The 21,073-nt window shown below is 76.0% G+C and carries 12 protein-coding genes; 10 read left to right on the forward strand and 2 right to left on the reverse strand.

All coding sequences use genetic code 11. The annotated features are described in order from the left end of the window. The first annotated feature begins 5 nt into the window (after nucleotides 1-5). Both meaB and KUM39_RS12905 read left to right on the forward strand, forming a co-directional pair. Entirely contained in the window at nucleotides 6-992 is a 987-nt protein-coding gene (gene meaB, locus KUM39_RS12900; protein ID WP_217785716.1) for a methylmalonyl Co-A mutase-associated GTPase MeaB, read from the forward strand. Between the two features lie 473 nt (nucleotides 993-1,465). Beyond that, nucleotides 1,466-2,440 (forward strand): alpha/beta hydrolase, encoded by a 975-nt coding sequence (locus KUM39_RS12905; protein ID WP_217785717.1) that lies wholly within the window; start codon nucleotides 1,466-1,468, stop codon nucleotides 2,438-2,440. Between the two features lie 43 nt (nucleotides 2,441-2,483). On the opposite strand, the gene KUM39_RS12910 is transcribed toward KUM39_RS12905, so the two are convergent. After that, nucleotides 2,484-3,185, reverse strand: coding sequence for an alpha/beta fold hydrolase (locus KUM39_RS12910; RefSeq protein ID WP_217785718.1), 702 nt, complete (start codon nucleotides 3,183-3,185; stop codon nucleotides 2,484-2,486). Between the two features lie 194 nt (nucleotides 3,186-3,379). Further along, nucleotides 3,380-4,885, reverse strand: a complete 1,506-nt coding sequence (locus tag KUM39_RS12915) for a cryptochrome/photolyase family protein (protein ID WP_217785719.1) — start codon at nucleotides 4,883-4,885, stop codon at nucleotides 3,380-3,382. A 312-nt stretch (nucleotides 4,886-5,197) separates the two neighbouring features. Here KUM39_RS12915 and KUM39_RS12920 point away from each other — a divergent pair, with 312 nt between their 5' ends. From KUM39_RS12920 to KUM39_RS12955, 8 genes are all read left to right on the forward strand, one after another. Continuing rightward, nucleotides 5,198-5,935, forward strand: a complete 738-nt coding sequence (locus tag KUM39_RS12920; RefSeq protein WP_217785720.1) for a Crp/Fnr family transcriptional regulator — start codon at nucleotides 5,198-5,200, stop codon at nucleotides 5,933-5,935. 286 nt (nucleotides 5,936-6,221) lie between these two features. Next, nucleotides 6,222-7,160, forward strand: a complete 939-nt coding sequence (locus KUM39_RS12925) for a nucleotidyl cyclase domain-containing protein (protein ID WP_217785721.1) — start codon at nucleotides 6,222-6,224, stop codon at nucleotides 7,158-7,160. Next, nucleotides 7,157-9,976: a hypothetical protein gene (locus KUM39_RS12930; RefSeq protein ID WP_217785740.1), complete on the forward strand. Its 2,820-nt coding sequence runs from the start codon at nucleotides 7,157-7,159 to the stop codon at nucleotides 9,974-9,976. Before KUM39_RS12925 ends, KUM39_RS12930 begins: the two co-directional genes overlap by 4 nt. Beyond that, nucleotides 9,973-11,202: an alanine and proline-rich secreted protein Apa gene (locus KUM39_RS12935; protein ID WP_217785722.1), complete on the forward strand. Its 1,230-nt coding sequence runs from the start codon at nucleotides 9,973-9,975 to the stop codon at nucleotides 11,200-11,202. The genes KUM39_RS12930 and KUM39_RS12935 overlap by 4 nt, the downstream gene beginning before the upstream one ends. Next, complete coding sequence (locus tag KUM39_RS12940; protein WP_217785723.1) at nucleotides 11,199-11,720, forward strand: Pycsar system effector family protein; 522 nt, start codon at nucleotides 11,199-11,201, stop codon at nucleotides 11,718-11,720. Before KUM39_RS12935 ends, KUM39_RS12940 begins: the two co-directional genes overlap by 4 nt. A gap of 352 nt (nucleotides 11,721-12,072) precedes the next feature. Beyond that, on the forward strand, nucleotides 12,073-14,457 hold the full coding sequence (locus KUM39_RS12945; protein WP_217785724.1) for a vWA domain-containing protein: 2,385 nt from the start codon (nucleotides 12,073-12,075) through the stop codon (nucleotides 14,455-14,457). A gap of 120 nt (nucleotides 14,458-14,577) precedes the next feature. Further along, nucleotides 14,578-18,402 (forward strand): tubulin-like doman-containing protein, encoded by a 3,825-nt coding sequence (locus tag KUM39_RS12950; protein ID WP_217785725.1) that lies wholly within the window; start codon nucleotides 14,578-14,580, stop codon nucleotides 18,400-18,402. After that, complete coding sequence (locus KUM39_RS12955) at nucleotides 18,399-21,056, forward strand: hypothetical protein (RefSeq protein WP_217785726.1); 2,658 nt, start codon at nucleotides 18,399-18,401, stop codon at nucleotides 21,054-21,056. The genes KUM39_RS12950 and KUM39_RS12955 overlap by 4 nt, the downstream gene beginning before the upstream one ends. The last annotated feature ends 17 nt before the right edge of the window (nucleotides 21,057-21,073 follow it).

Raw genomic sequence — 21,073 nt, forward strand, 5'->3', positions numbered from 1 at the left:
CGCGCATGGCAGCCATCGATCTGGACGCGTACACGAAGGGCGTGCTGGACGGCAGGCGGGCGGTCGTCGCGCGCGCCATCACGCTGGTCGAGTCCACCCGGCCGCAACACCGGGCGCAGGCGCAGGAGTTGCTGACCGCGCTACTTCCGCACAGTGGCCGGGCCCGGCGGATCGGGGTGAGCGGGGTGCCGGGCGTCGGGAAATCGACGTTCATCGACGCCTTCGGCACGATGCTGACCGGGCTCGGGCACCGGGTGGCGGTGCTCGCCGTGGACCCGTCCTCGACCCGCACCGGCGGCTCGATCCTCGGCGACAAGACGCGCATGGAACGCCTCGCGGTGGACCCGCACGCCTTCGTCCGGCCCTCCCCCAGCGCGGGCACGCTGGGCGGGGTCGCCAAGGCCACCCGTGAGTCGATGGTCGTGATGGAGGCGGCGGGGTACGACGTGATCCTGGTCGAGACCGTGGGCGTCGGGCAGTCCGAGACGGCCGTGGCCGACATGGTGGACTCCTTCCTGATGCTCACCCTGGCCCGCACCGGCGACCAGCTCCAGGGCATCAAGAAGGGCGTGCTTGAGCTGGCCGACGTCATCGCCGTCAACAAGGCGGACGGCCCGCACGAACGCGACGCGCGTTCCGCGGCACGGGAGTTGGCGGGCGCGCTGCGCCTGATGCACGGCAGGGACGCGTTCTGGACGCCACCGGTGCTGAGTTGCAGCGCGCGGGAGGGCGCGGGTCTGGACACCGTGTGGGAGCGCCTGGAACAGCACCGGACGCTGCTCGACTCCAGCGGGCGACTGGCCGCCAAACGCCGTGAACAGCAGGTGGGTTGGACCTGGAGCATGGTCCGCGACGACCTCCTCGGACGGCTGCACTCCCACCCGGCGGTCCGTGCGGCGGCGCCCGGTCTCGAACAGCGCGTCAGGGAAGGCACGTTGACGGCGACCAGGGCGGCGGAGGAGATCCTGCGGGCGTTCACGGGCGACGAGTGAGAACAACTCCGTTGTCCTGTCGATGAGTTGATTCCTCGGCGAGGCCCTGCCGGGAGAAACGGTCTCCGGCACCGTCCTGTCGTGCGGACCGGAAGCGGCTCGCCCGACCGCCCCGCATCCCTGCCCCCGGCACCCCTGCCCCCGGCACCCCTGGCGCGCTCGTCCTCCGCCCCGCTCGCGCCGGGGCGGAACGCGCGCCGTCGGGGCAGTGGGCCCCCGCCCGGTTGCCGGTGGGCGGGTGGGCGCGCAGGCTCGACGGTGAGGGGGGGCCGCGCGGTGCGGGCCGGGCCGCGCGGGGAGCGTACGGCCGCCTACGCGGTGGTCGCGGCGGAGCGGGCAGGTCGCGGCCAGGGCGTGCGTGCGCGGACGCGCGCGGGTCCGGACGACCGGCGCCCCCGCTTCCGCGCTCTCCCGGTCCCGTTCCCGGTCCGCACTCGCATCCGGCTCTCGGCCGTCTCCTCCTGGAGGTCCCCATGAGCGATCTGCCCCCGCCGCCCGCCCCCGTCCTGGAACCGGCGGCGAAGGAACTCACCGAGGCCACCGCACCCCACCCGCGCATCTACGAGGTCCCGCCCGAGCAGGGCCGGGGCATCCTCGCCGGGCTGCAGAGCGGGGAGGGGGTGGCGAAGCCCGAGGTGGACGAGGAGTGGGTGGCGGTCGATGCCGGGCGGTGGGGCACCGTACGGACACGGATCGTGCGGCCGAAGGGTGCTTCCGGGCCACTGCCGGTGATCTTCTACATCCACGGCGCGGGCTGGGTGTTCGGCGACGACACCACGCACGACCGGCTGGTGCGCGAGCTGGCCACGGGCGCGGGCGCCGCCGCCGTGTTCCCGGTGTACGACCTGGCGCCCGAGGCCCGCTACCCCACCCAGATCGAGCAGAACCACGCGGCGGCCCGCTGGGTCGTGGCCGAGGGCGCCGCGCACGGTCTGGACGCCTCGCGCATCGCGGTGTGCGGCGACTCGGTCGGCGGTGACATGGCCGCCGTGCTGGCGCAGATGGCGAAGGACCGGGGCGATGTGCCGCTCGTCGCGCAGATCCTGCTGTACCCGGTGACCGACGCGCGGTTCGACACCGCGTCGTACACGCAGTTCGCGGACGGGTACTACCTGACGCGGGACGGCATGATCTGGTTCTGGGACCAGTACACGACCGACCCGGCGCAGCGCGACGAGCGGTACGCCTCCCCGCTGCGCGCCTCCCTGGACGACCTGCGGGGACTGCCGCCCGCCCTGGTGATCACCGACGAGGCGGACGTGCTGCGCGACGAGGGCGAGGCGTACGCGGCCCGGCTGCGCGAGGCCGGGGTGCCGGTGACCGGCGTACGGGTGCTCGGCATGGTGCACGATTTCCTGATGCTGGACGGCCTGCGGGACTGCCACGGCACGGCCGTCGCGCGCGGGATCGCGGTCGGCGCGCTGCGGCGGGCAGTGCACGGGAGCTGACCCCCGCGCCCCCGGCCGTACGACCGCCCGCGCGGCCGGGGGTTCAGCGGCGCAGGATGCCCGGCGCGTCCGGCGCGGTGGCGGTGGCGACCAGTCCGCCGGGGGTGGGACGGCCGCGCAGCAGGTCGGCCACGGCGGCGGAGGCCAGCGTGTGCCAGGTCGGCAGGCGGCGCAGCATGGCGTGGTCGGTGTCGTCGAGCAGGACCATCCCGGCCGGGGAACCGGCCGCGCGGGCGGCGAGGACGTAGCGGGCGGAGTCGTCGGGGCTGGTGATCCGGTCGTCGGCGCCGTGCAGGACCATCAGCCGGGTGCCGTCCAGGTGCCCGGCGGGTTCGCCCGGCGGCAGCCAGGGGGCGAGGCCGAGCACCCCGCGCACGGCCGGGTGCCCGGCGATGCTCAGGGCGACCCGGCCGCCCATCGAGTGGCCGACGAGGACCACGGGCACGGGTCCGAGCCGCGCCTCCAGCTGGTCAAGGGCGCGGCGGGCGTCGTCGGCGGCGGCACCGTCGTTCCAGCCCCGGTGGCGGTAGCGGACGTCGGCGAGCAGGACGTGGTGCAGGGGGACGCTCCCGGCGACCGCGCGCAGCAGGGGCCGCATCCGCAGTGCGGCGAGGTGCCAGGGCCGGGAGGCGCTGTGGTCCTCGGCCCGGCCGCCGTGCAGGAAGATCACGGCAGCGCGGGCCGTGTCGGGCACATGCCGCTCGACCAGTGCGGTCCTGCCGCCGAGAACTGCGTCCGTCGCCAAGGTGCCGTACTCCTCGTGTGCCGCGTCCGTGGGGTGCCGGGGGGAATCCGTAGCGGAGGTGGGGAACGGATTGGCCCGGCCGCCGGCCGGTTGTCGGACGGTACGGCATCACGGTGGACCGATCGTCGGACGGTACGGCACGACGGCGGGCCCGTGGGCGGGAGCGGGCCGGGACGGGCACCGGAGCGCCGGGGTCACGGCGGGGCGTCGCCGCGCGCCCGCTCGGTGCGCAGCACCTCCTCGATGTCCCCGAGCCGGTCCATGCCCTGGACGGCGCGGGCGGTGCGCGAGTTGCCCGCGAGGACCGCGCGGTGCCGGTGGACGAAGGACCAGTAGCCGGTGGTGAAGGGGCAGGCGCGCGCACCGGTGCGGTCGCCGGGCCGGTACGCGCAGCCGCCGCACAGATCGCTCATACGGTGGAGGTAGGCGCCGCCGGAGGTGTACGGCTTGGTGGTCATCCGGCCGCCGTCGGCGTACTGCGACATGCCGACGACGTTCGGCAGCATCACCCAGTCGTAGCCGTCCACGAAGCAGCGGTGGAACCAGTCGGTGACGGCGCGCGGGTCCCAGCCGCGCTGGAGGGCGTGGCTGCCGAGGACCATCAGGCGCGGGATGTGGTGGGTCCAGCCGGTGTCGCGGACCTGGGCGAGCACGGTGGCCATGCAGCGCGCCTCGACGGCGTCGGCGTCGAGTTCGAGGAACCAGCCGGGCAGCGGCGCGTGGTGGCGCAGGGCGTTGCGGTGCCGGTAGTCCTCGCCGAAGTACCAGTAGAGCTGCCAGACGTACTCCCGCCACCCGGCGACCTGCCGTACGAACCCCTCGACGCTGTTGACGGGGGCGTCCCCGGCGCGCCAGGCGGCCTCGGCGGCCTCCACCACCTCGGCGGGGTCGAGGAGGCCGAGGTTGAGGGAGGAGGAGAGCAGGCTGTGGCTCAGCACCGGGTCGGCGGCGAGCAGGGCGTCCTCGTGCGGCCCGAACCCGGCGAGCCGGTGCGTGATGAAGCGGCGCAGCGCGGCACGGGCCTCCCGGCGGGTGGCGGGGAAGACGCGGGGCGCGTCCCGGCCGACGAAGCGGATGCCGTCCTCGCGTTCCCAGCGGTCGAGGTCGGCGCGGACCTCGGCGTCGATGTCGTCCTCGCGGGGCCGGTAGGGCGCGGGCGCGCCGAGCGTGGCGGCGCCTCTGGGCGGGGGTTCCCGGTTGTCGTGGTCGTGGTTCCAGCGTCCGCCCGCCGGTTCGCCGCCGTCCATGAGGAGGCCGTGGGTGCGGCGGGTCCAGCGGTAGAACTCCTCCTGGAGCAGCCGTTTCCCGTCCCGGCCGTCCGCCCAGGCCCGGAAGTCGTCGTGCGGGACGAGGAAGCCGCGTGCGGGCAACACCCTTACTTGGTCGAGGGAGTTGACGAAGTCCAGCGCGGCGCGCGAGGTCGGGTGGTGCGCGGTGAGAGGCGTGTCCCCGACGGCCTCCCGCAGCCCCTCCCGGTATGTCTCCGCCCGGACGTACCGCACCCGGTCACCGAGTTCCGCCGCGCGGTGCCGCATCGCGCTGAGCACCAGGTGCGCCTTGGCACGGTGGAACCGGCGCCGCCGGAACACCGCGCGCGACTCGACCATGACGACGGGCGCGTCCCGCTCGGGGCCGTCGTCACCGGGGGTGAGGAAGTGCGGTCCGAGCTGATCGCCGAACAGCCAGTGGGGGTCGGGCATGGGGCGGCACTCCTGTGTTCGGCTTACGGGCATCTCGCACGCCGCCCACCCTGCGCCGGACGGCGGCGGTCACCGGGGGTGGCGCGCCGGGGGGAGGGCGTTGTGACGCGCACGGGTGAGAGCCGGTGGCACTGGTGTCGGCCCGGTGTCCTCCCGGCATCCGTCCGTTGTCCGCCCGCTGTGCGGCGCGGAGGGCGCGGGGGGCGCGGGGGGCGCGGGGGGCGCGGGTACAGTGGCGGGCTCATCCGATTCATCCATGTCTCGGGCCCCGCGGCCGGACCTCTCCCGGTCGCCGCCGGAAGTGACGGATACATGGCTCTGGTGGTGCGGGACCGTACGTTTCTCGATGTCCTCGGCGCCACAGCACGGAAGGATCTGTTCCGGATCAGCGCCGAGCGGACCTTCCGGGCGGACGAGCACCTGCTGCTGGAGCAGGACGGGAGCAGCCATGTGCTGGTGCTGCTCGCGGGGTGGGCCGTGGTGTCCACGGCCACCGACCGGTCCTCCGCCCGGCTGATCCTGGCGTTGCGACGACGCGGTGAACTCGTGGGCGAGATGGCCGCGTTGGGCGGCATCGCACGCAGCGCGACCGTCACCGCGCTCGGCCCGGTACGCGCCCTGGTGGTACCCGGCGCCCGGTTCCGCGCGTTCGCCGGGGGCGACCCGGAGGTGTCGGCGCTGATCATGGCGCAGCTCGTCTCCCGGCTGCGCACCGCCGACGAGGAGCGGCGGACGCTCGCCTCACTGACCGTCCTGCAGCGGGTCGCCGGGCGCCTGCTGGAGCTGACGGAGGTGCAGCGGACGGCGGACGGTGTCCCGGCGGGGCGGGACGCGGGGCGGCCGGGCGACGACGTCCCCGTGCTCGCGCAGTTCGCCCAGCACGATCTGGCCGATGCCGTGGGCGCGACCCGCGAGGCCGTCGCCAAGGCGCTGCGGCTGCTGCGGGCCGCCGGGGTCGTCCGCACCCGGCCCCGGCGGATCGAGCTGATCGACCACGACGCGCTGCGCCTGCTGGCGGCGGGCGGGAACATCGAGATCCCGGCTCCCTGAACGGTCCCGCACCCCCTCCCGGCACGCCGGGGACCCCCGTACGCCCTCCCGGCACCCCGCACACCCTCCGGCGGATGCCCCTGTCCAAACCCCCCTGAATATGCGTATGTCAAGAGGTGCGCACGGTTGTGTGGAAGTGCGGGGCGCATTTCGGGCCAGCGTGCGCGGCGCGCGTTTTTCGGCGCGCGATCCATGTGCTGCCACCGGATGTGTAAACGACCACATCGTGCGGCAGCGCGAGCCGCCATGCTGACGTTCGGTCACTGCACGACAGGGGGGTGGGCAGATGGCTGACGGAGCCGTCTACAAGACCTTGATGAGCGTGGACACCCGGGGGTCGGGCGGGTACCTCGACGGTGCGAAGCGCCGGATGCGGGCCCAGATATACGAGCTGGCCCACGCGTCCTTCGCCGCGTCGGGTGTGGCGAAGACGCTGCTGCATCTGGAGGACCGGGGGGACGGGTTCATCGCCGCCGTGGACGCGCGCGTCCCGCCGGTCCGGCTGCTCGGCACCTGGCTGGCCGAGCTGCACCAGCGGCAGCGGGTGCGCAACGAGGACCTGGCCCGCCCGCTCGGGCTGCGCGTCGGACTGCACGTGGGTCCGGTGGAGCACGACAAGGATGGGGTGTCGGGCCACGCGATGGACCTGGTCTGCCGACTGGCGGACTCCGCGGCGGCGCGGGCGGTGCTGGAGCGCTCCGGACGCGATCTGGTCCTGGTGGTCTCCGCCTCGCTGCACCACGAGGTGGTCCGGCACGGCGGACGGTTCGTGGAGCCGTCGTCCTACCGCCGGGCGCGGGTCGCTCTGAAGGAGGGCCCGGTCACCGCGTGGTTCCACGTACCGGGGGAGACCCGTCCGGCGGTGCCGGGTGACGAGGGGTTCGGCATGCTTCCCGAGGACGCGCCTTCGGGGGAGAACGGGGGCGGCGCGGCCACGGGGGCCGGGACGGAGGGCGGCCGGACGGGGAGGGACACGGGGCACATCGCCCCGGCCCCGCCCGGGCCCTCCGCCCACGGGGACCGCCGGGCGCCCGAGGCGGAGGCGTGGCCGGGGGGACCGGGCTCCGGCGCCCACTGGGACATCACGGTGCGGGGTGGCACCAGCGTCGTCCAGGACCGCGCGACCTTCCGGGGACCGGTCAGCTTCGGGGGCGGCGGGGGCGCGGGCCAGGAGGACTGGCCGGGCGACGACGACGGCAACGGCCGTACGGGGGAGACGCGTTGAGCGACGAGGGCGAGTACGGGGGTGCGGGGGAAGCGGGGTCCGGCGGCGGGGGCACTCCCCCGGCGGCGGACCGGTGGCGGGCCGGGGACGGACCGGCGCGGCAGGACGGCGACCGGCGGGCCGACGACGGGCCGGGCGGGGACGGCGGCGGGGAGGCGGGGAAGGACGACGACGGTCGGGACCGGCCGGACGGGGACGACGGACGCGAGCACGCGGAGCGGCGGGACCGCCAGGAGGAGCGTTTCCGGGAGGCGACCGGCGATCCGCTGGCCGACTCCGGGATGCCGGGCGAGGCGCGCGCGGCGGCCCGCGTCCAGCGGGCCGCACGGGCCCGGTTCGACATCCGGGGCAACAGCAGCGTGTTCGACCGGACCAGCTTCGACCGCGCGCACTTCGGCGATGTGTACATCGGCGGGCGGGACACGGCGGCGCCGGTCTTCGGGGACGTCCCGGAGGACGAACTCGACCGGCTGCGGCAGGTCTACCGGGCCCCGGCGGGCTATCCGGCGCTGAAGCGGGTGCTGCACGGGCGCCGGGTGCTGGTGCTGGGCGGGCCGCCCGGCACCGGTCGCCTCACCACCGGGCTGTGCCTGCTGGACGAGGTCACCGCCGCCGCCCGCCGCCCGGCGCCCGGCACCGGCGGGGCCGTACCGGAGGCGCCGGAGCCCGACGGCCGTGCGGTCACCGGTGCCCTGGTCCGGGGCCGGGTCACCCGGCTCGCCCCCTCCGACCTGGGACGGCTCTCCGCCGACCCGGACGCGGTGGCGGGCGGAGTACTGGAGGGCGGCGGCCTGCTGATCCAACTCCCCGAGAACGCACGGGACTTCCCCGCGCCGCAGGAGCCGCACCTCGACGCGCTCGCCGCACGCCTCGCGGCCAGGGGGGCGTACGCGGTGCTGGTCGTCTCGCCCACCTCGCCCGCCGCCCAGCTGCTGTCGGGTCGCTACGGCGTGGTGTGTCCCCCGGCACCCGCCGGGGAGCTGCTGGAGTGGCAGCTCGTGCGGCAGCTCGCGGACTGCTCGGACCCGGACGCGCTGGGCCGGGGCGAACAGATCCTCAAGCACCCCCGGTTCCTGGACGCGCTGGGTATCGCGCCGGAGGCGCTGCGGCCGTCCGAGACCGAGCTGGTCGCGGAACGGGTGGCCCGGCATGTGCGGGGCGAGCTGCGCCGGGACGAACTCCTGGACGCCTGTGGCCGGATCGCGCGCCAGCAGGCCCGCGAATGGTTCACCGGGGCCGCCGACCCACTGCCCCCGGCCGCAGCACCGGGCCGGGACGGAGCGGAGGGGCCGGTGGACACCGCCGCGCCACGGGTGCGGGAGGCCGCGTTCCGGATCGCGCTCGCGGTGCTGGACGGGGAGGCGGTCAGCTCGGTGGCCGACGCCGCCGAACTCCTCACGCAGCAGATCCTCGCCGTACGCATGCCCGGCCGGGCGCACGGGCGGCCGGTGTTCGCGGAGGACCTGGACGGACTGGTCGCCGCCTGCCGGGCCGAGACACGCGTCGGTGAGGAGGAGTCGGTGGGCGGGGTGCCGGTGCCGGTGCACATCGTCGCGTACCGGGGCGAGGCGCTGGCGGGCTCGGTGCTGGCCGAGGTCTGGCACCGGCACCACGCGGCGCGCGGCCCCCTGGTGCGCTGGCTGCGCGAGCTGGCGGGCGACCCCCGGCCGCAGGTGTGGGTGCGGGCCGCGGTGGTGGCGGGCGAACTGGCCACCGCCGACCTGGGGTACGGCTTCGCGGAGTTGATCCGGCCGCAGGCCGTCGCGCGGGACACCCGGCGCCGTTTCTTCGCAGCGACCGCGCTGGGCCAGGCCGCGGGCCGGGAACCGTACCGGTCGGCGGTGCGCGGGGTGGTCGTGGACTGGGCGGACGCCCCGGTGCCCGCGCTGCGCTGGACGGCGGCGCTGGCCCTCGGCTCCGGACGGATCGTGGACGACACCCGCCTGGCCCTGGAGCTGCTGTGCGGCATCGGCGCCCGGGACGAGGGCGCGCAGGCGCTCGTCGCCTCGTACAGCGCGGCCCGGCTGGTGGCGGGCAGCCGGGCCGGGGAGGCGGCCACCGTGCTGCGCGAGTGGTCCGAGCACGGCTCCGCCGAGCAGCTGAACCTGGCGATGCTCTGTGCCGTACGGCTGTTCTGCGCGCGGACGGACGACATGTGGCAGGCGGAGGAGAGTGACGGCCCCGGCGCACCGGCGGCGGACACGGTCACCTCCGCCCCGGCGTCCGTCGGCCGGGTGTGGGGGCCGGGCGGGGTGCGGATCGCGGGCCGGGGCCCGGTCCGGGCGGACGGCGCGGGGCAGCGCGGCCGGGCGGGGCACGGGGACCGGCCGCCGGTGCCGCGCGCGCCGGTCGGGGTGACCGGCGCGGAGCTTTCCCGGCGGGCGCACTGGCCGCTCGCGCTCGCGGTGGCGGTGACCGTGGAGAGCGCGGCCGAGCCGCTGGCGGACCTGCTGTGGCGGGCGCTGGCGAACCGGCTGTCGCACGAGGCGGCGACCGAGGGCCTGGCGACCTGGTTGCGGGCCGCCGAGGCGGACGCGGCCGTACCGGACCGGGCGGGGCGTGCCTATGTGTTCGAGCAGGCCCCCGGCAGCGAACCGGCGGACGGTGCGCGGCGCGGGGAGATCCTCGGGGCGCTGCTGTGGCTGCTGCCCCGGATGATCCGCGACCGCCGGGACGCCGAGCGGCTGCGCTGGCTGCTGCGGCTGATGGCGGACGCGCCCGAGGAACCGATGACGTCCGCCTTCGAGCGCCATGTGGTGGCCGCGATGGCGGCGACGGGACGCGGCCGGGACGGCCGGGGGGAGGAGCAGAGGTGACGGCGGAACAGGCAGAGGAACTGGTCATCCCGGAGAACCTGGCCGGGCCGTTCCTGCGCGAACGGATCGTGCAGGGAAGGGGGTTCAGACACGCGGGGGCGCAGGTGGCCTCGGTGGTGTACTACCAGGACGGCGGGCACAGCGTGATCACGGCGCGGGGCGCCGACCACGGCGACCGGCTGGGCCGCTGGTCCCGGCCGAGCACCGTCTGCGAGGTGGCCTGCGGGCGGCACACGACCTCGTTCGCGCTGAAGCTGCCCGCGCACGGCTCGGCGACCTTCTTCGAGACCCGGGTGAAACTGCGCTGGGAGGTGACGGACTACCGGCTGGTCGTGGAGAAGCGGCTGTTCAGCGTCGAGGAGGACCTCGGCCCCGAGATCGTGGACCGGCTCCAGGGCGTCTCCACCCGGTACTCCGTGGACCAGGCGCACGAGGCCAACCAGGCGGTGCGGCTGGACATCGAGGCGGGCCGCTGGGCCGACCTCGGGCAGGAGGTGGGGCTGCGCACGAAGGTGTTCGTGGAGGTCGGCACCGACCGCACCCAGATCGGCTTCGTCGTCCAGACCCGCAAGGACGACGCCGAGGCCCAGCGGGTGGCCCGGCGCTTCCGGGGGTTCGCCGCCATCGCGCAGGGCAGCGACACGGAGAAGTACGCCTATCTGATGGCCTCCGGGACCGGCGCCGAGGTCGGGCGGCTGGTCAAGATGATGATGGAGAGCCAGGCAGAGGAGCAGCGATCCAACCGGGAGTTCCTGGTCCGGATGGCGCACGAGGGACGGCTCAACACCCCGGAACTCGACGCGTATCTGCGGCGGACGGCGCTGCGCGGCCCGGCGGCCGAGCAGTCCGCGATCCCGGCCGACCCGCCCCGCGCCGCACTGCCGCCCTCACCCGTCACGCACACCGCCGAGTCCGGGTCCGGGGCATCGGGGCGGGACTGGCCGGACACCCCGGCCCCCGGCCCCGCCCCCGCCGGGCGGGCACCGGCGGAACCGGTCCGGACCCCGCCCGAGGAGGACGACTGGTGGGGCGAGCCGCAGGACACGGCCGCACACCTGCCCGCCGCGCCCGCCGGACCGGACGACGGGTACGGCCCGCCCGCGCACACCCGCCACGACGATGACCCGCGGGCCGGAAGGTCCGGGGCGGGATCGCGTTCGTGGGACGACGAGGACGACGACATCTGGTCCGGTCCGGTGGACGGCGGCCGGGGCGGTGGCCGGTGACGGCGGCGCCCGGCACCCCGGCGGCCACCGTCCCGGAGGCGCGGTACGTCGCGGAACGGCTGCTCGCCACGGTCCGCGAGGACACCGGGCGGGCTGACGTGAAGGCGTCGGTGCTGCTGTCGGTGGCGCTGGGAGTGCCGCCGCTGGTGACGGGGCTGGGACGGCATCCGCCGGACCACCCGGCCGTGCTGTGGCTGGTGCTGGTCGGGGCGGGGCTGCTGATGTGGCTGGCGGGGTCCCTGTCACTCGTTCGGGCGATGCTGCCGCACAGCGGAACTGAGCGGGTAGGCCCTGGCATCACCTTCTTCGCCGACGTCGTCGCGGTGCACACGGCGTCCGGGGCGCGGGGCGTGGCCGACGCGGTCGGCCTGGCGGGCGGGGACGTCACGGCCTGGCTGCTGACCCAGGCCGTGGACAACAGCCACATCCTCGTCAGGAAGTACCGGTGCATCCGCTGGGGAGTCGGATGGCTGGTACCGGGGGCGCTGTCGGCGACGGCAGGGCTGCTGCTCGGCTGACCCGGCGCTCCCAGGGGGGTGGCGGGCCCGCACACGGCTCATGCGCCCGACATCCACGCATATGAAGTGACACTTGAGGGGGGACGACGTGGACGCACACGACACCGCACCGGCGCGCGGGGGCCCGGCACGCGGAGCAGACGGCGCGGGAGGCGCGGGAGGCGCGGGAGGCGCGGGCGGGAACACGGGACGCGCCGGGGACAGGGGGCGCGTGGAAGCCACGAGGGCCCCCCGGGCCACAGCGGCCACGAGGGGCACGCGGCGTCCCCCGACATCCGCCACCCGCGCGGCACTTGGCGCCCGTACCGGACTCCGCACCCAAACGGCACTCGGAGTCCGCCGGGCCGCCGCGGTGCTGACCCTGGTGCTGATCGGGCAGACCACGCTGGGCCAGGCCGCACTGCCCGCACCGCTCGCCCCGGCCGCGTCCGGTGCCACGGACGCCGTGGACCTGGCCGTGGCGGTGGACGAGTCGAGCAGCCTGAGCCAGGCCGACATGGAGCGGGAGCGGGACGCCGTCGGGCGGATCGCGGTCGGGGAGATCTCCCCGGCGTCGCGGATGACCGTCCTGGGGTTCGCCAGCGCCGACAACGACGACCAGAGCCCGGTGGACGAGGTCTGCACGACCACCGAACTCGACGCGGTGGCGCGGGAGAAGATGGACGGCTGCATCGGCAGGCTGGCCCGGCGCGGTGCGGGACAGGGCACCGGGACCGACTTCCCGAACGCCGTCCGGCAGGCGGTGACCCGGCTGAGCGAGCACGGCGGCAGCCGCCCGCGCATCCTCTTCCTGCTCACCGACGGCAGGCTGGACGTGACCGGCAGCCCGTCCTACGGCACCGCGGACAACCGGCAGAAGAACGGCCGCCGCGCGCTGACCGAGGCACTGGCCGAGGCGCGCGCCGCCAAGGTGCAGATCTGGCCCCTCGGTTTCGGTGACATCGACATGGACGCGCTCCGGGCGATGGCCGAGGGTGGCTACCGGGGCGGCTGCACCGACCTGGACGCGGCCCGCCCCCGCGCGGACCGGGCGACCGACTCGCAGACCCTGGGCGACGCCGTGCAGCGTGCCTTCGCCGGGGCCCGCTGCCTGGTCACCGATCCGCCGCGCAAGGACACCCCGCCCGCCGACATCTCCGTACCGCTGTCCCCGCTGGCGACGCTCGCCACCATCGTCGTCTCCAAGGGCGACCGCGCGGTGCGGGCGACGTACTACGACCCGCGCGGCCGGAAGGTCGAGCCGGGCGGCTGGTCCGACGGTTCGGCGTTCACGCTGGCCGGGTCCGGCGGCGAGGTGGAGTCGCTGCGGGTCACCGATCCCCGGCCGGGGCGCTGGCGGGTCCGCCTGGACGCGCCGAAGGGCCACCGGGACCGGCTGGCCAGCGTCTCCGTGCAGTGGCGGGGTGCCGTGCGCTCCTCGATCGTGATGACGCCCGCCGCGCCCCGCCCCGGTGAGCGGGCCCGTGTCGAACTGACCTTGCAGACCCGCGACGACAAGGGCATCGGGGACCCGGCGGACCTGCGGCGGCTGAAGGTGTCCGGGCGGCTGACCGGTGACGGTTTCGCGCCCGAGAGGCTCGCGCTCTCCGACGACGGGGAGAACGGCGACCGGAAGGCCGGGGACGGCCGCTTCACCGGTACCGTGACGATCCCCAGGGGGGCGACCGGCGCGCTCAAGGCCGTCGGCGTGCTCGGCGCGGTCGGACTCACCACCGACCACCGCCCGTTCCTGACCCGCACCGCCTCGGCCAACCCCGAGGTGCGGGCCGGGCTCCGGGTGTCCGACGCCGAGACGCACCCCGGCGGCAGCGTGCCGTTCCGGCTGCTGGCGTCCAACGACTCGGACCGGCCGCGCACCCTGCGCCTCGCGCTGCGGGACACCGAGCCTGGCACGGTCGCCCTTTCGCTCACCGAGGTCGTGCTCGCGCCCGGCGCCTCCGTGGACCGTGCCGGACGGCTCACCGTCGGCGCGCGGCTGAGCCCGCGCGAACTGACCGCGCGGATGGAGGTGTCGGACGCGGACGACTCCGCCCGGCCGCTCGACGCCAAGCTGGTGACGGTGGCCATCACGCCGGTGCCGACCTGGTGGCAGCGGCTGTGGAACGCGTGGTGGTGGGCGCTGATCGCCGGTGCCGTGCTGCTGGCCGCGCTGGTCGGCTGGTCGGTGTGGCACCGCGAGCAGACCCGCGAGGGTGTCTCGCCGGGCGGGCTGCTGCTCCGGCTCACCGTGTCGGACGACTCGGGCGAGCGGACGACCAGCGAGATGGCGGTGCCCCGCAGGCGCGTCCCCTGGTACCGGTTCGACGTGTCCGACCCGGACGGCGCCGGACCCCGGCTGGTCCCCCGGCCCACTGGGCGGTACGCCGTGCAGCGCGATCCGCGCACCGGGGTCCGGCTGCGCACCCCGGACGGGCGCGACCAGTCGTATCCGCTGGCCCGTGACATCCCGCTGGAGGGCCGGGTCCGGCTGCGGGTGGAGCGCGGCGCGGGCGGCCGTTCCCCCGGCCGTCGGCCGGGACCGCCCCGGTGGCTCGCGGACCTGCTGCCCGGGCGGCGCAGGACCGCCCCGGCCCCGTCCGACCGGCGGGACAGGGACAACCTCGGCGGCCGGGACACCTACGGCGACGAACCCGACGCGCGCTCTCCGTACGGGAGTTCCTCGCCGGGCGGCTCCTCGCGGGGCGGTTCCTCGCGCGGCTCCTCCTCGTACGACGACGAGTTCGACGAGGCCACCTGAGAGACGCACGGCGGGCGGCAGGGCCGTCCCGCACCCAAGCCCACGGCAGGCCCGGCCACGGGACCCGGGGTCCATCGAACGCCCGGTGCCACGCGCACCGGACAGGGGGGAAACGAAGCGATGAAGATCTTCCAGCCGATGCTGTTCGTCGGCCTCGGCGGTACCGGCGGTCTGATCGGCGCCGAACTGGAGCGGCGGCTGCGCGCCGAACTCTGCGGCCCGGACGGCACCGCCCTCACCAGCAACGGCCGACTGCCCTACGAGCTGCCCGGCTGCCTGCAGTTCGTGTACGCGGACTACAGCGAGGCGGAGCTGGGGCGGCTGCCGCACCTGAGCGCGGACACCGCGCTGCGGCAGGCGTACAGCCGCACCTCGCGCGCCACGCACGATCTGCTGCCCGCCGACTTCGACAGCTCGCAGGAGGTGACCCGGATGCTGCGCGCCATGCTGCGCGACGAGGTGTCCGGCTGGCTGCCCCCGCACGACAGCACCGAGCCCCGGATCAACCCGCTGCGCAACGGCGCCGGGCAGCTGCCCACGGTGGGCCGTGCCGCGCTGTTCGCCACCCTGGCCGGCGGTCCCGCGCCGGTCCTGACCCCGCTGCACCGGGCCATCGACGCCATCGCCGGTTCCGGCGGGGAACTCCAGGAGGTGGGCGGGGACCGGATCAACGGCTGTGACGTCTTCGTGGCGTTCTCGGTGGCCGGGGGCACCGGCGCGGGCATCTTCCTGGACTACCTGCACCTGATCGGGCAGGCGTTCAAGGACAAGAAGTTCCGGGGCGCCCGGATCTATCCCCTGGTCGTCATGCCGTCGGCGTTCCCCGAGGCCAAGGGCGGCGGCCGGGAGGCCGAACTCAACGCGGCCCGCGCGGTGGTGGATCTGTCCCGGCTGGTGGACGAGCAGAACGCGCCGCGCGCCGAGGCGGCCCTCGGCGACACGGCCCAGTACGGGGCGCTGCGCATCCGGTACCCGCAGACACACCCGGTGTCGCTGCGGCCGGGCACCGTGCCCACGGCGTTCCTGTTCAGCCAGACGGCCGCGATCCGTCCCGAGGACCTGCGCCGCTCCATCGTGTCCCTGGTGGTGTCCCTGGTCGGCACCGACCTGAACCTGGGTGAGGTTGGGGGCGGTGGACGCGACGACGACTACCAGACCTTCGCCAGCAACTTCGTCAACGGTGACATCAGCCGCCGTACCCGGTCCGCGACCGGGATCGGCCGCAAGGGCATCTCCACCAGCCTGGTCGCGTCGATGACCGCGCCGCTGGACGAGCTGGCCGAGCTGGTCGCGGCCCGGATGCTGGCCCACGCGGTGACGGGGCTGACCGACCCGGCCGCCCTCGTACCGCACGAGACGGCGCCGCTGGTGAAGGAGATGTTCACGGCCTCCGGGCTGGGCGAGCTGTGGCGCCGGGAGCCGCTGGAGGTGTCCGAGCCGGACCCGCTGCCGCTCGGCAGCCACCACATCGAGACCGCGCTGCGGGACCGGCTGGAGCAGTTGCGTCAGCTGCTGGGCGACCTCGAACGGCAGGTGACGCACCGGATGCCGACGCTGGTGGAGGGGTTCTCCCCGCGCGCCGCGGCCGAGCAACTCCTGCTGAAGACGGACCTGTTCACCCTGGGGCGGGTGGTGTCGGGCGTGCCGGGCGACTCCGGCGCGGTGGCCCGGCTCGGCTTCCTCGGCATGCTCGACAACCGCCGCCAGGACCCCGCGGCGCCCGCCGGGATGGACATCCAGCCGCCGCCGGTACCGAGGATCAAGGGCCGGATGGTCGGCCCCCGGCTGCGCTGGACCGACGACGAGGTGGCGGGCGTGCTGGAGGAGCAGGACCGCTGGTACAGGTGGCGGGCGCGCACCGTCTGGCACCGCGCGTGGAGCGAGCACGAACCCCGCTGGCGGCAGGCCGCGAACCAGCTGCGCAACGACGTGCACGCGGTGGGCGACGCGTTCCGCAAGCACGTGGACGACGAGCCGCGCGCCCACGCCGCGCAGGTCAAGGAGCTGTACGACGACCGGGCGGGCGTCTCCTACCTGCTGCCCCCGCAGGGCAACCTGGGCCGCTTCTACCAGGCGCTGATGGAGCGGCTGGCGGAGAGCCACCAGCTCGGCCCCAACGGCGACGAGGCGGCGCTGCTGCACCGGCTGGTCGATGCCGAGCTGCGCCGCAGCGCCTTCGCGGCCGGGCGGCTCTCCCCCGACGCCGCGGTGTCCGAGGTGAAGGCCGCCTTCAAGCACCGGGTGCAGCGGCTGTTCTCCGAGCGTCCCGACGGACGGCAGGCCCGCGCGCTGCTGCCCAGGATGAGCACCCTGCTGGCCGCCGAGGCGGGCGACACCGAAGCCGCCCAGCAGGTCAGCACCCGCGCGCTGGAGCAGTTCCGGTACAAGCTGGCGGGGATGCTCCCGGCCGCGTTCACCCCGGAGGGCAACGGGCGGCTCAAGGTCCTCATCACCTATCCGGGGGCGCGCCGGGTGACCGTGGACGAGTATCTGGAGAAGCATCTGCGGCTGCCCCAGGACAGCCAGCGGACCATCGAGTTCCGGGCGGTGGACACCGATTCCATCTCCGTGGTGCTGTTCCGCAGCGAGATGAGCCTGACCGACGTACCGGAGGCGCGCAAGGTGCTGCGCCGGTGGGCCGGGGCGCGGGCGAGCCGGGGTACCGAGGACGTACTGCGGTGGCGGCAGCGGCTGGGGTACCGGGACGAGTGGCTGGCCAGCACGCCCGACGACCGGACGCACATCCTGCACCGGCTGCTGTGCGCGCTGTGGAACGGCCAGATCGACTACCTGGGCGACCCGGCCTCCCCGGAGCAGTTGCGAATCCGCCTGCACGACGACGCCGAGCCGGACGCCCCGAGCATCGAACTGACGCTCACCGGAGGGCAGTACGGCCTCTCCAGCTGGGCGAGCCTGCTGCGGGCGTACGAGGACTGGGCGCTGCTCCAAGAGGAGAACATCGTGCAGAGCTTCTGCAAGGTGGTGATGAACACGCTGCCGCGCGGGCTCGGTTCCTCGGGCAGCGAGCCGTCGGAGCTGTATCTGAAACTCGTCCACGAGGTGGCGCCGCGTCAGCTGCGGCTGCTGGACGAGCAGGAACGCCGCTACGGCCCCCGAGTGGCCCACCGGACGCGCCGGTTGCGCGAGTTCTGGGGGGAGGCCCTGCCGGACGCGCTCGACCTGCCGTTCCCCGAGGGGGAGGACGGCGCTCTCCGGAACCTTCGCGAGCTGGAGGCGGGGATGCGCGAGGGACGGGACATCGAGGGCGGCCTCTGGGACGGCGGCGAGGAGCGCCGGGCCCCCTCCGACCGGGACCGGCGGCAGCGGCCCGCCGACCGGCCGCGCCCCGCGCCGGTGGACGGGGGCGGGCCCGGTGAACCGTACGGGGCGGGGCCGCACCGGGCGGACGGCTGGGACGTGCCCGCACACGGCCGGACCGGCTCCGGGGGCGGGCGGGGCGGTGTCCCGCCCGCCCGGTCCGGACCCGTGCCCGGTACCGGGGTCCCTGTCACCCGGCACGGCGACGACGGCCACCGCGAGGCGGACTGGCCCGCGGCGGCCCCGCACGACGAGCGGACCCGGCACTGGCCGGACGGCCCGTACCCGGCCGCCGGGGGCGCGGTGGACCGTACCCGGCCGGACGGGGACCGGACCGCGCCCCCGGAGCCGGGCCGGGTCCGGCCGGTGCCGTCCGCGCCACTCGCCGGACGGCCCGTGGTGCAGCAGGCACCGGCCGGGCGGCCGGTGACCGGTCCGGTGCCCGCGCGGGCACCGGAGTACCCGCCGTTCCAGCGCGCGGCCGAACCCGATCCGGGCTGGCCGAGTGCCGGTCCGGCGGCGCCCTGGGGCATCTCGGACACGGACGGGGACGCCGACTGGCCCGACGACGAAACCACGTCCGGCGGCGACGGCGACGACCGCGAGAGCTGGGAGAAGCACGCGTGAACGCGACGGGGAGCCCGGTCGCCGTACTCGACTTCCGGGACGGCCGGGACGTACCGGTGGACGGCGCGGACCTGCGCCGCCGGGTGGGCGCGCGGCTGCCGGACAGCGGCCGGGCCGACGCCGGGGACCTGCGGTTCCTGGTGGTGGACGAGCCGGGCGGGCTGACGGCACACGCCGGGGCGTACGAACTGGTGGCCGCCGCGCCCACGTTGGGCGCGGTACGGCTGCTCTGCCTGGTGGTCGGCGACCTGGAGCGGCGGTCCTCCCCGGACGCGCCGCACCCGGACGGCGGGGGGTATCCGGACGGCGGCGGGTATGCGGACGGCGGTCCGCGCGCGGGCGGGGCGGGGCGCAGACTGCGGCTGGCGTCCGTGCTGCGGTCCTCCGGTACGGCCGTGCTGTGGGCGGCCGATCCGCGCGCGGGGCACGACCCGCGCACCGCCGACCCGGCCGGGGAGACGGAGGCGGCGCTGGCCGCGCTGACCGAACTGCTCCGGGTGCCGGAGATCTTCGACGAGGTGCTGTCCGAACTGCGCGACGCCCCGGTGTCGGTGGCCACGCTGTCGCTGCGCGTGCTGGAGCACGACCTGACCCCGGACGCGCGGGACAGCGCGTGGGCGGGCGCGCTCGCCCGGTTCGCCGGGAGCGACGTACCGGTGACCGGGGCACCCGTCGAGCGGGAACTCCCTTCGGGGCTGGCCGAGTTGCTCGGTCCGGGTCCCGAGCGCCCGGCGGCTGCGCTGCTGCGCCGGGGCGGCCCGGCCGAGGCGGCCCGCGCCGCCTGTGTACGGGCCGTGGACGACCTCGCGGAGGCGCGGTCCGAACTGGACTCCGCACGAGCACTTCTGACGGGTCGCCAGATCGCTGACAGGGTGCCCTCGGCGGTGGGACGGGCCGTGGACGCGCTCGGCCGCTACCGGGACGTGGTGGCGGGGGTGCTGCGGGACAGCGGCTCCCCCGGTGTCCCGCCCGGCGACGCGCTGGCCCGGCTCGCCGACGGGGGTGTGGTGCTGCCGGAGGAGGCGTGGGTGCGCCCGTCGCGCGGTACGGAGACCGACGAGGGGCTCCGGCGCTGCACCGCGCGCTGGCTGACCTCGGGGCTGCCGCTGCGCGCGGTCGCCGCCCAGTTGTCGGCGCTGGCCGAGCGGATGGCTCCGACGCCGTCCGCCGCCCGGCTGCGGGACCTGGAGCGCGCCTGCCCGGACGGGTCGCTGGCGCGGGTGTCCGCCGAGCGGCCCCTGTACTTCGCCCGCGCCGACGCCGTCCGTCTGGGGCTCACCGCGCTGACGGCGTTCCTGTGCGCGCTCGCGCCGTGGCCCGGCACCCTGCTGGCGCTGCTTCCGGCGGCGGTGTTCCTGCTGGGCGGCGCGCTGGCCGGGTCGGTCCGGCCGGGCCGTGCGGCGGGCGGCGCGATCCACCGCGCGGACACGGCCCGTGCCGTGGCCCTGCTGGTCGGCGCGGGGGCGGCAGCCGGTCTGGTCCGGCTGGTCGCCGTGCCCCGCGAGGTGGTGCTCGGCGGGGTGGTGGCAGGGGTCCTCTGCGCGGTGCTGTGCGTCGGGGCCTGGTGGCGCCGGGGCGTGGCCGACTGGTGGGAGGCGACCGGAACCGCGGATCTCGGGCCGTGTCTGGCGCGGGTGGACGCCGTCCTGGCGGACGCGTTGCGCCGTCAGTGGTGGGCGGCGGAGGAGCGCACCCGTTGCGCGGACGGCGCCCGGACGCTCGCGGCGGTGCTGCGGGGCGCGGCCGTCGAGGCGGACGCGGGGTACCCGGTGTCCGGGCCGCCGTACGGGTCCGGCGCGGGACCGGCCGGACCGGACGCCTGGACGGACCCGGCGTGGACCGCACCCGGCTGGTCTCCCGACTGGGAGGAGCCGTCGTGGACGGGCGGTCCGGCTACTTCCGGGCCCCGGCCGGACCCGTCGTGGCCGGACGACGACTGGCCCGACGACGCCCCGGCCGCCGAGGCGCCGTCCGGCGGCCGGGGCGAGCCCCCCGCGCCGGTCGTCCCGCGCGACCTGCCACGGGTGGACCCGCCCTGGCTGCACCGGGGTCCGGGCGAGGGCGGCCCGGAGCTGGTCACCACCCTCGTCGCGGATCTGGCCGACGCGACAGTCGCTGCGTTGCGCGGCCACACCGCCACCGGCGGCACCACGCCCGGCGCCGTGCCGCCGGGCGGTGCGCCGACCACCCTGGAGGCCGCCGTACGCCGGGCCATCACGGCGGCCGGGCTGAGCCTGCGGGACAACGGAGTGGTGCCCAGCCCGTCGTACGCCCGGCAGGACCGGGTGCGCGGTGACGCCTCGGCGCTGCTGGGCATCGGGGCGCACCGGGTCCGTGACGTGCTGGACACCGGTTCCGAGCAGGGCAGACCGCTGCTGCTGTGCCCCCCGGCCCAGCTGACGCTGCTCAGCCGGGACCCGGCCGACGCCCGGTCCATCGCGTTCGCCCCGCAAGCGGTACGGCCCGTGGTGGAGGTACGCACCGGGGGTCCCGGCGCCGGTCCGGCCCCGATGGTGTGGACGGCGTCCGGCCGCTTCGCGGGCACGCTGCGGCTCGTCCCGCTGCGCGCGGGCGTGGTGGAGAACGTGCGCGGCGGCACGGAGGGGACCGCCGGTACGGTCCCGGACTCCGGCGAGGAATGGGCGCAGCGGTGAACCGCACCCGTACGACG

Source organism: Streptomyces corallincola (assembly GCF_019104725.1).
GTDB classification, from domain to species: Bacteria; Actinomycetota; Actinomycetes; order Streptomycetales; family Streptomycetaceae; genus Streptomyces; species Streptomyces corallincola.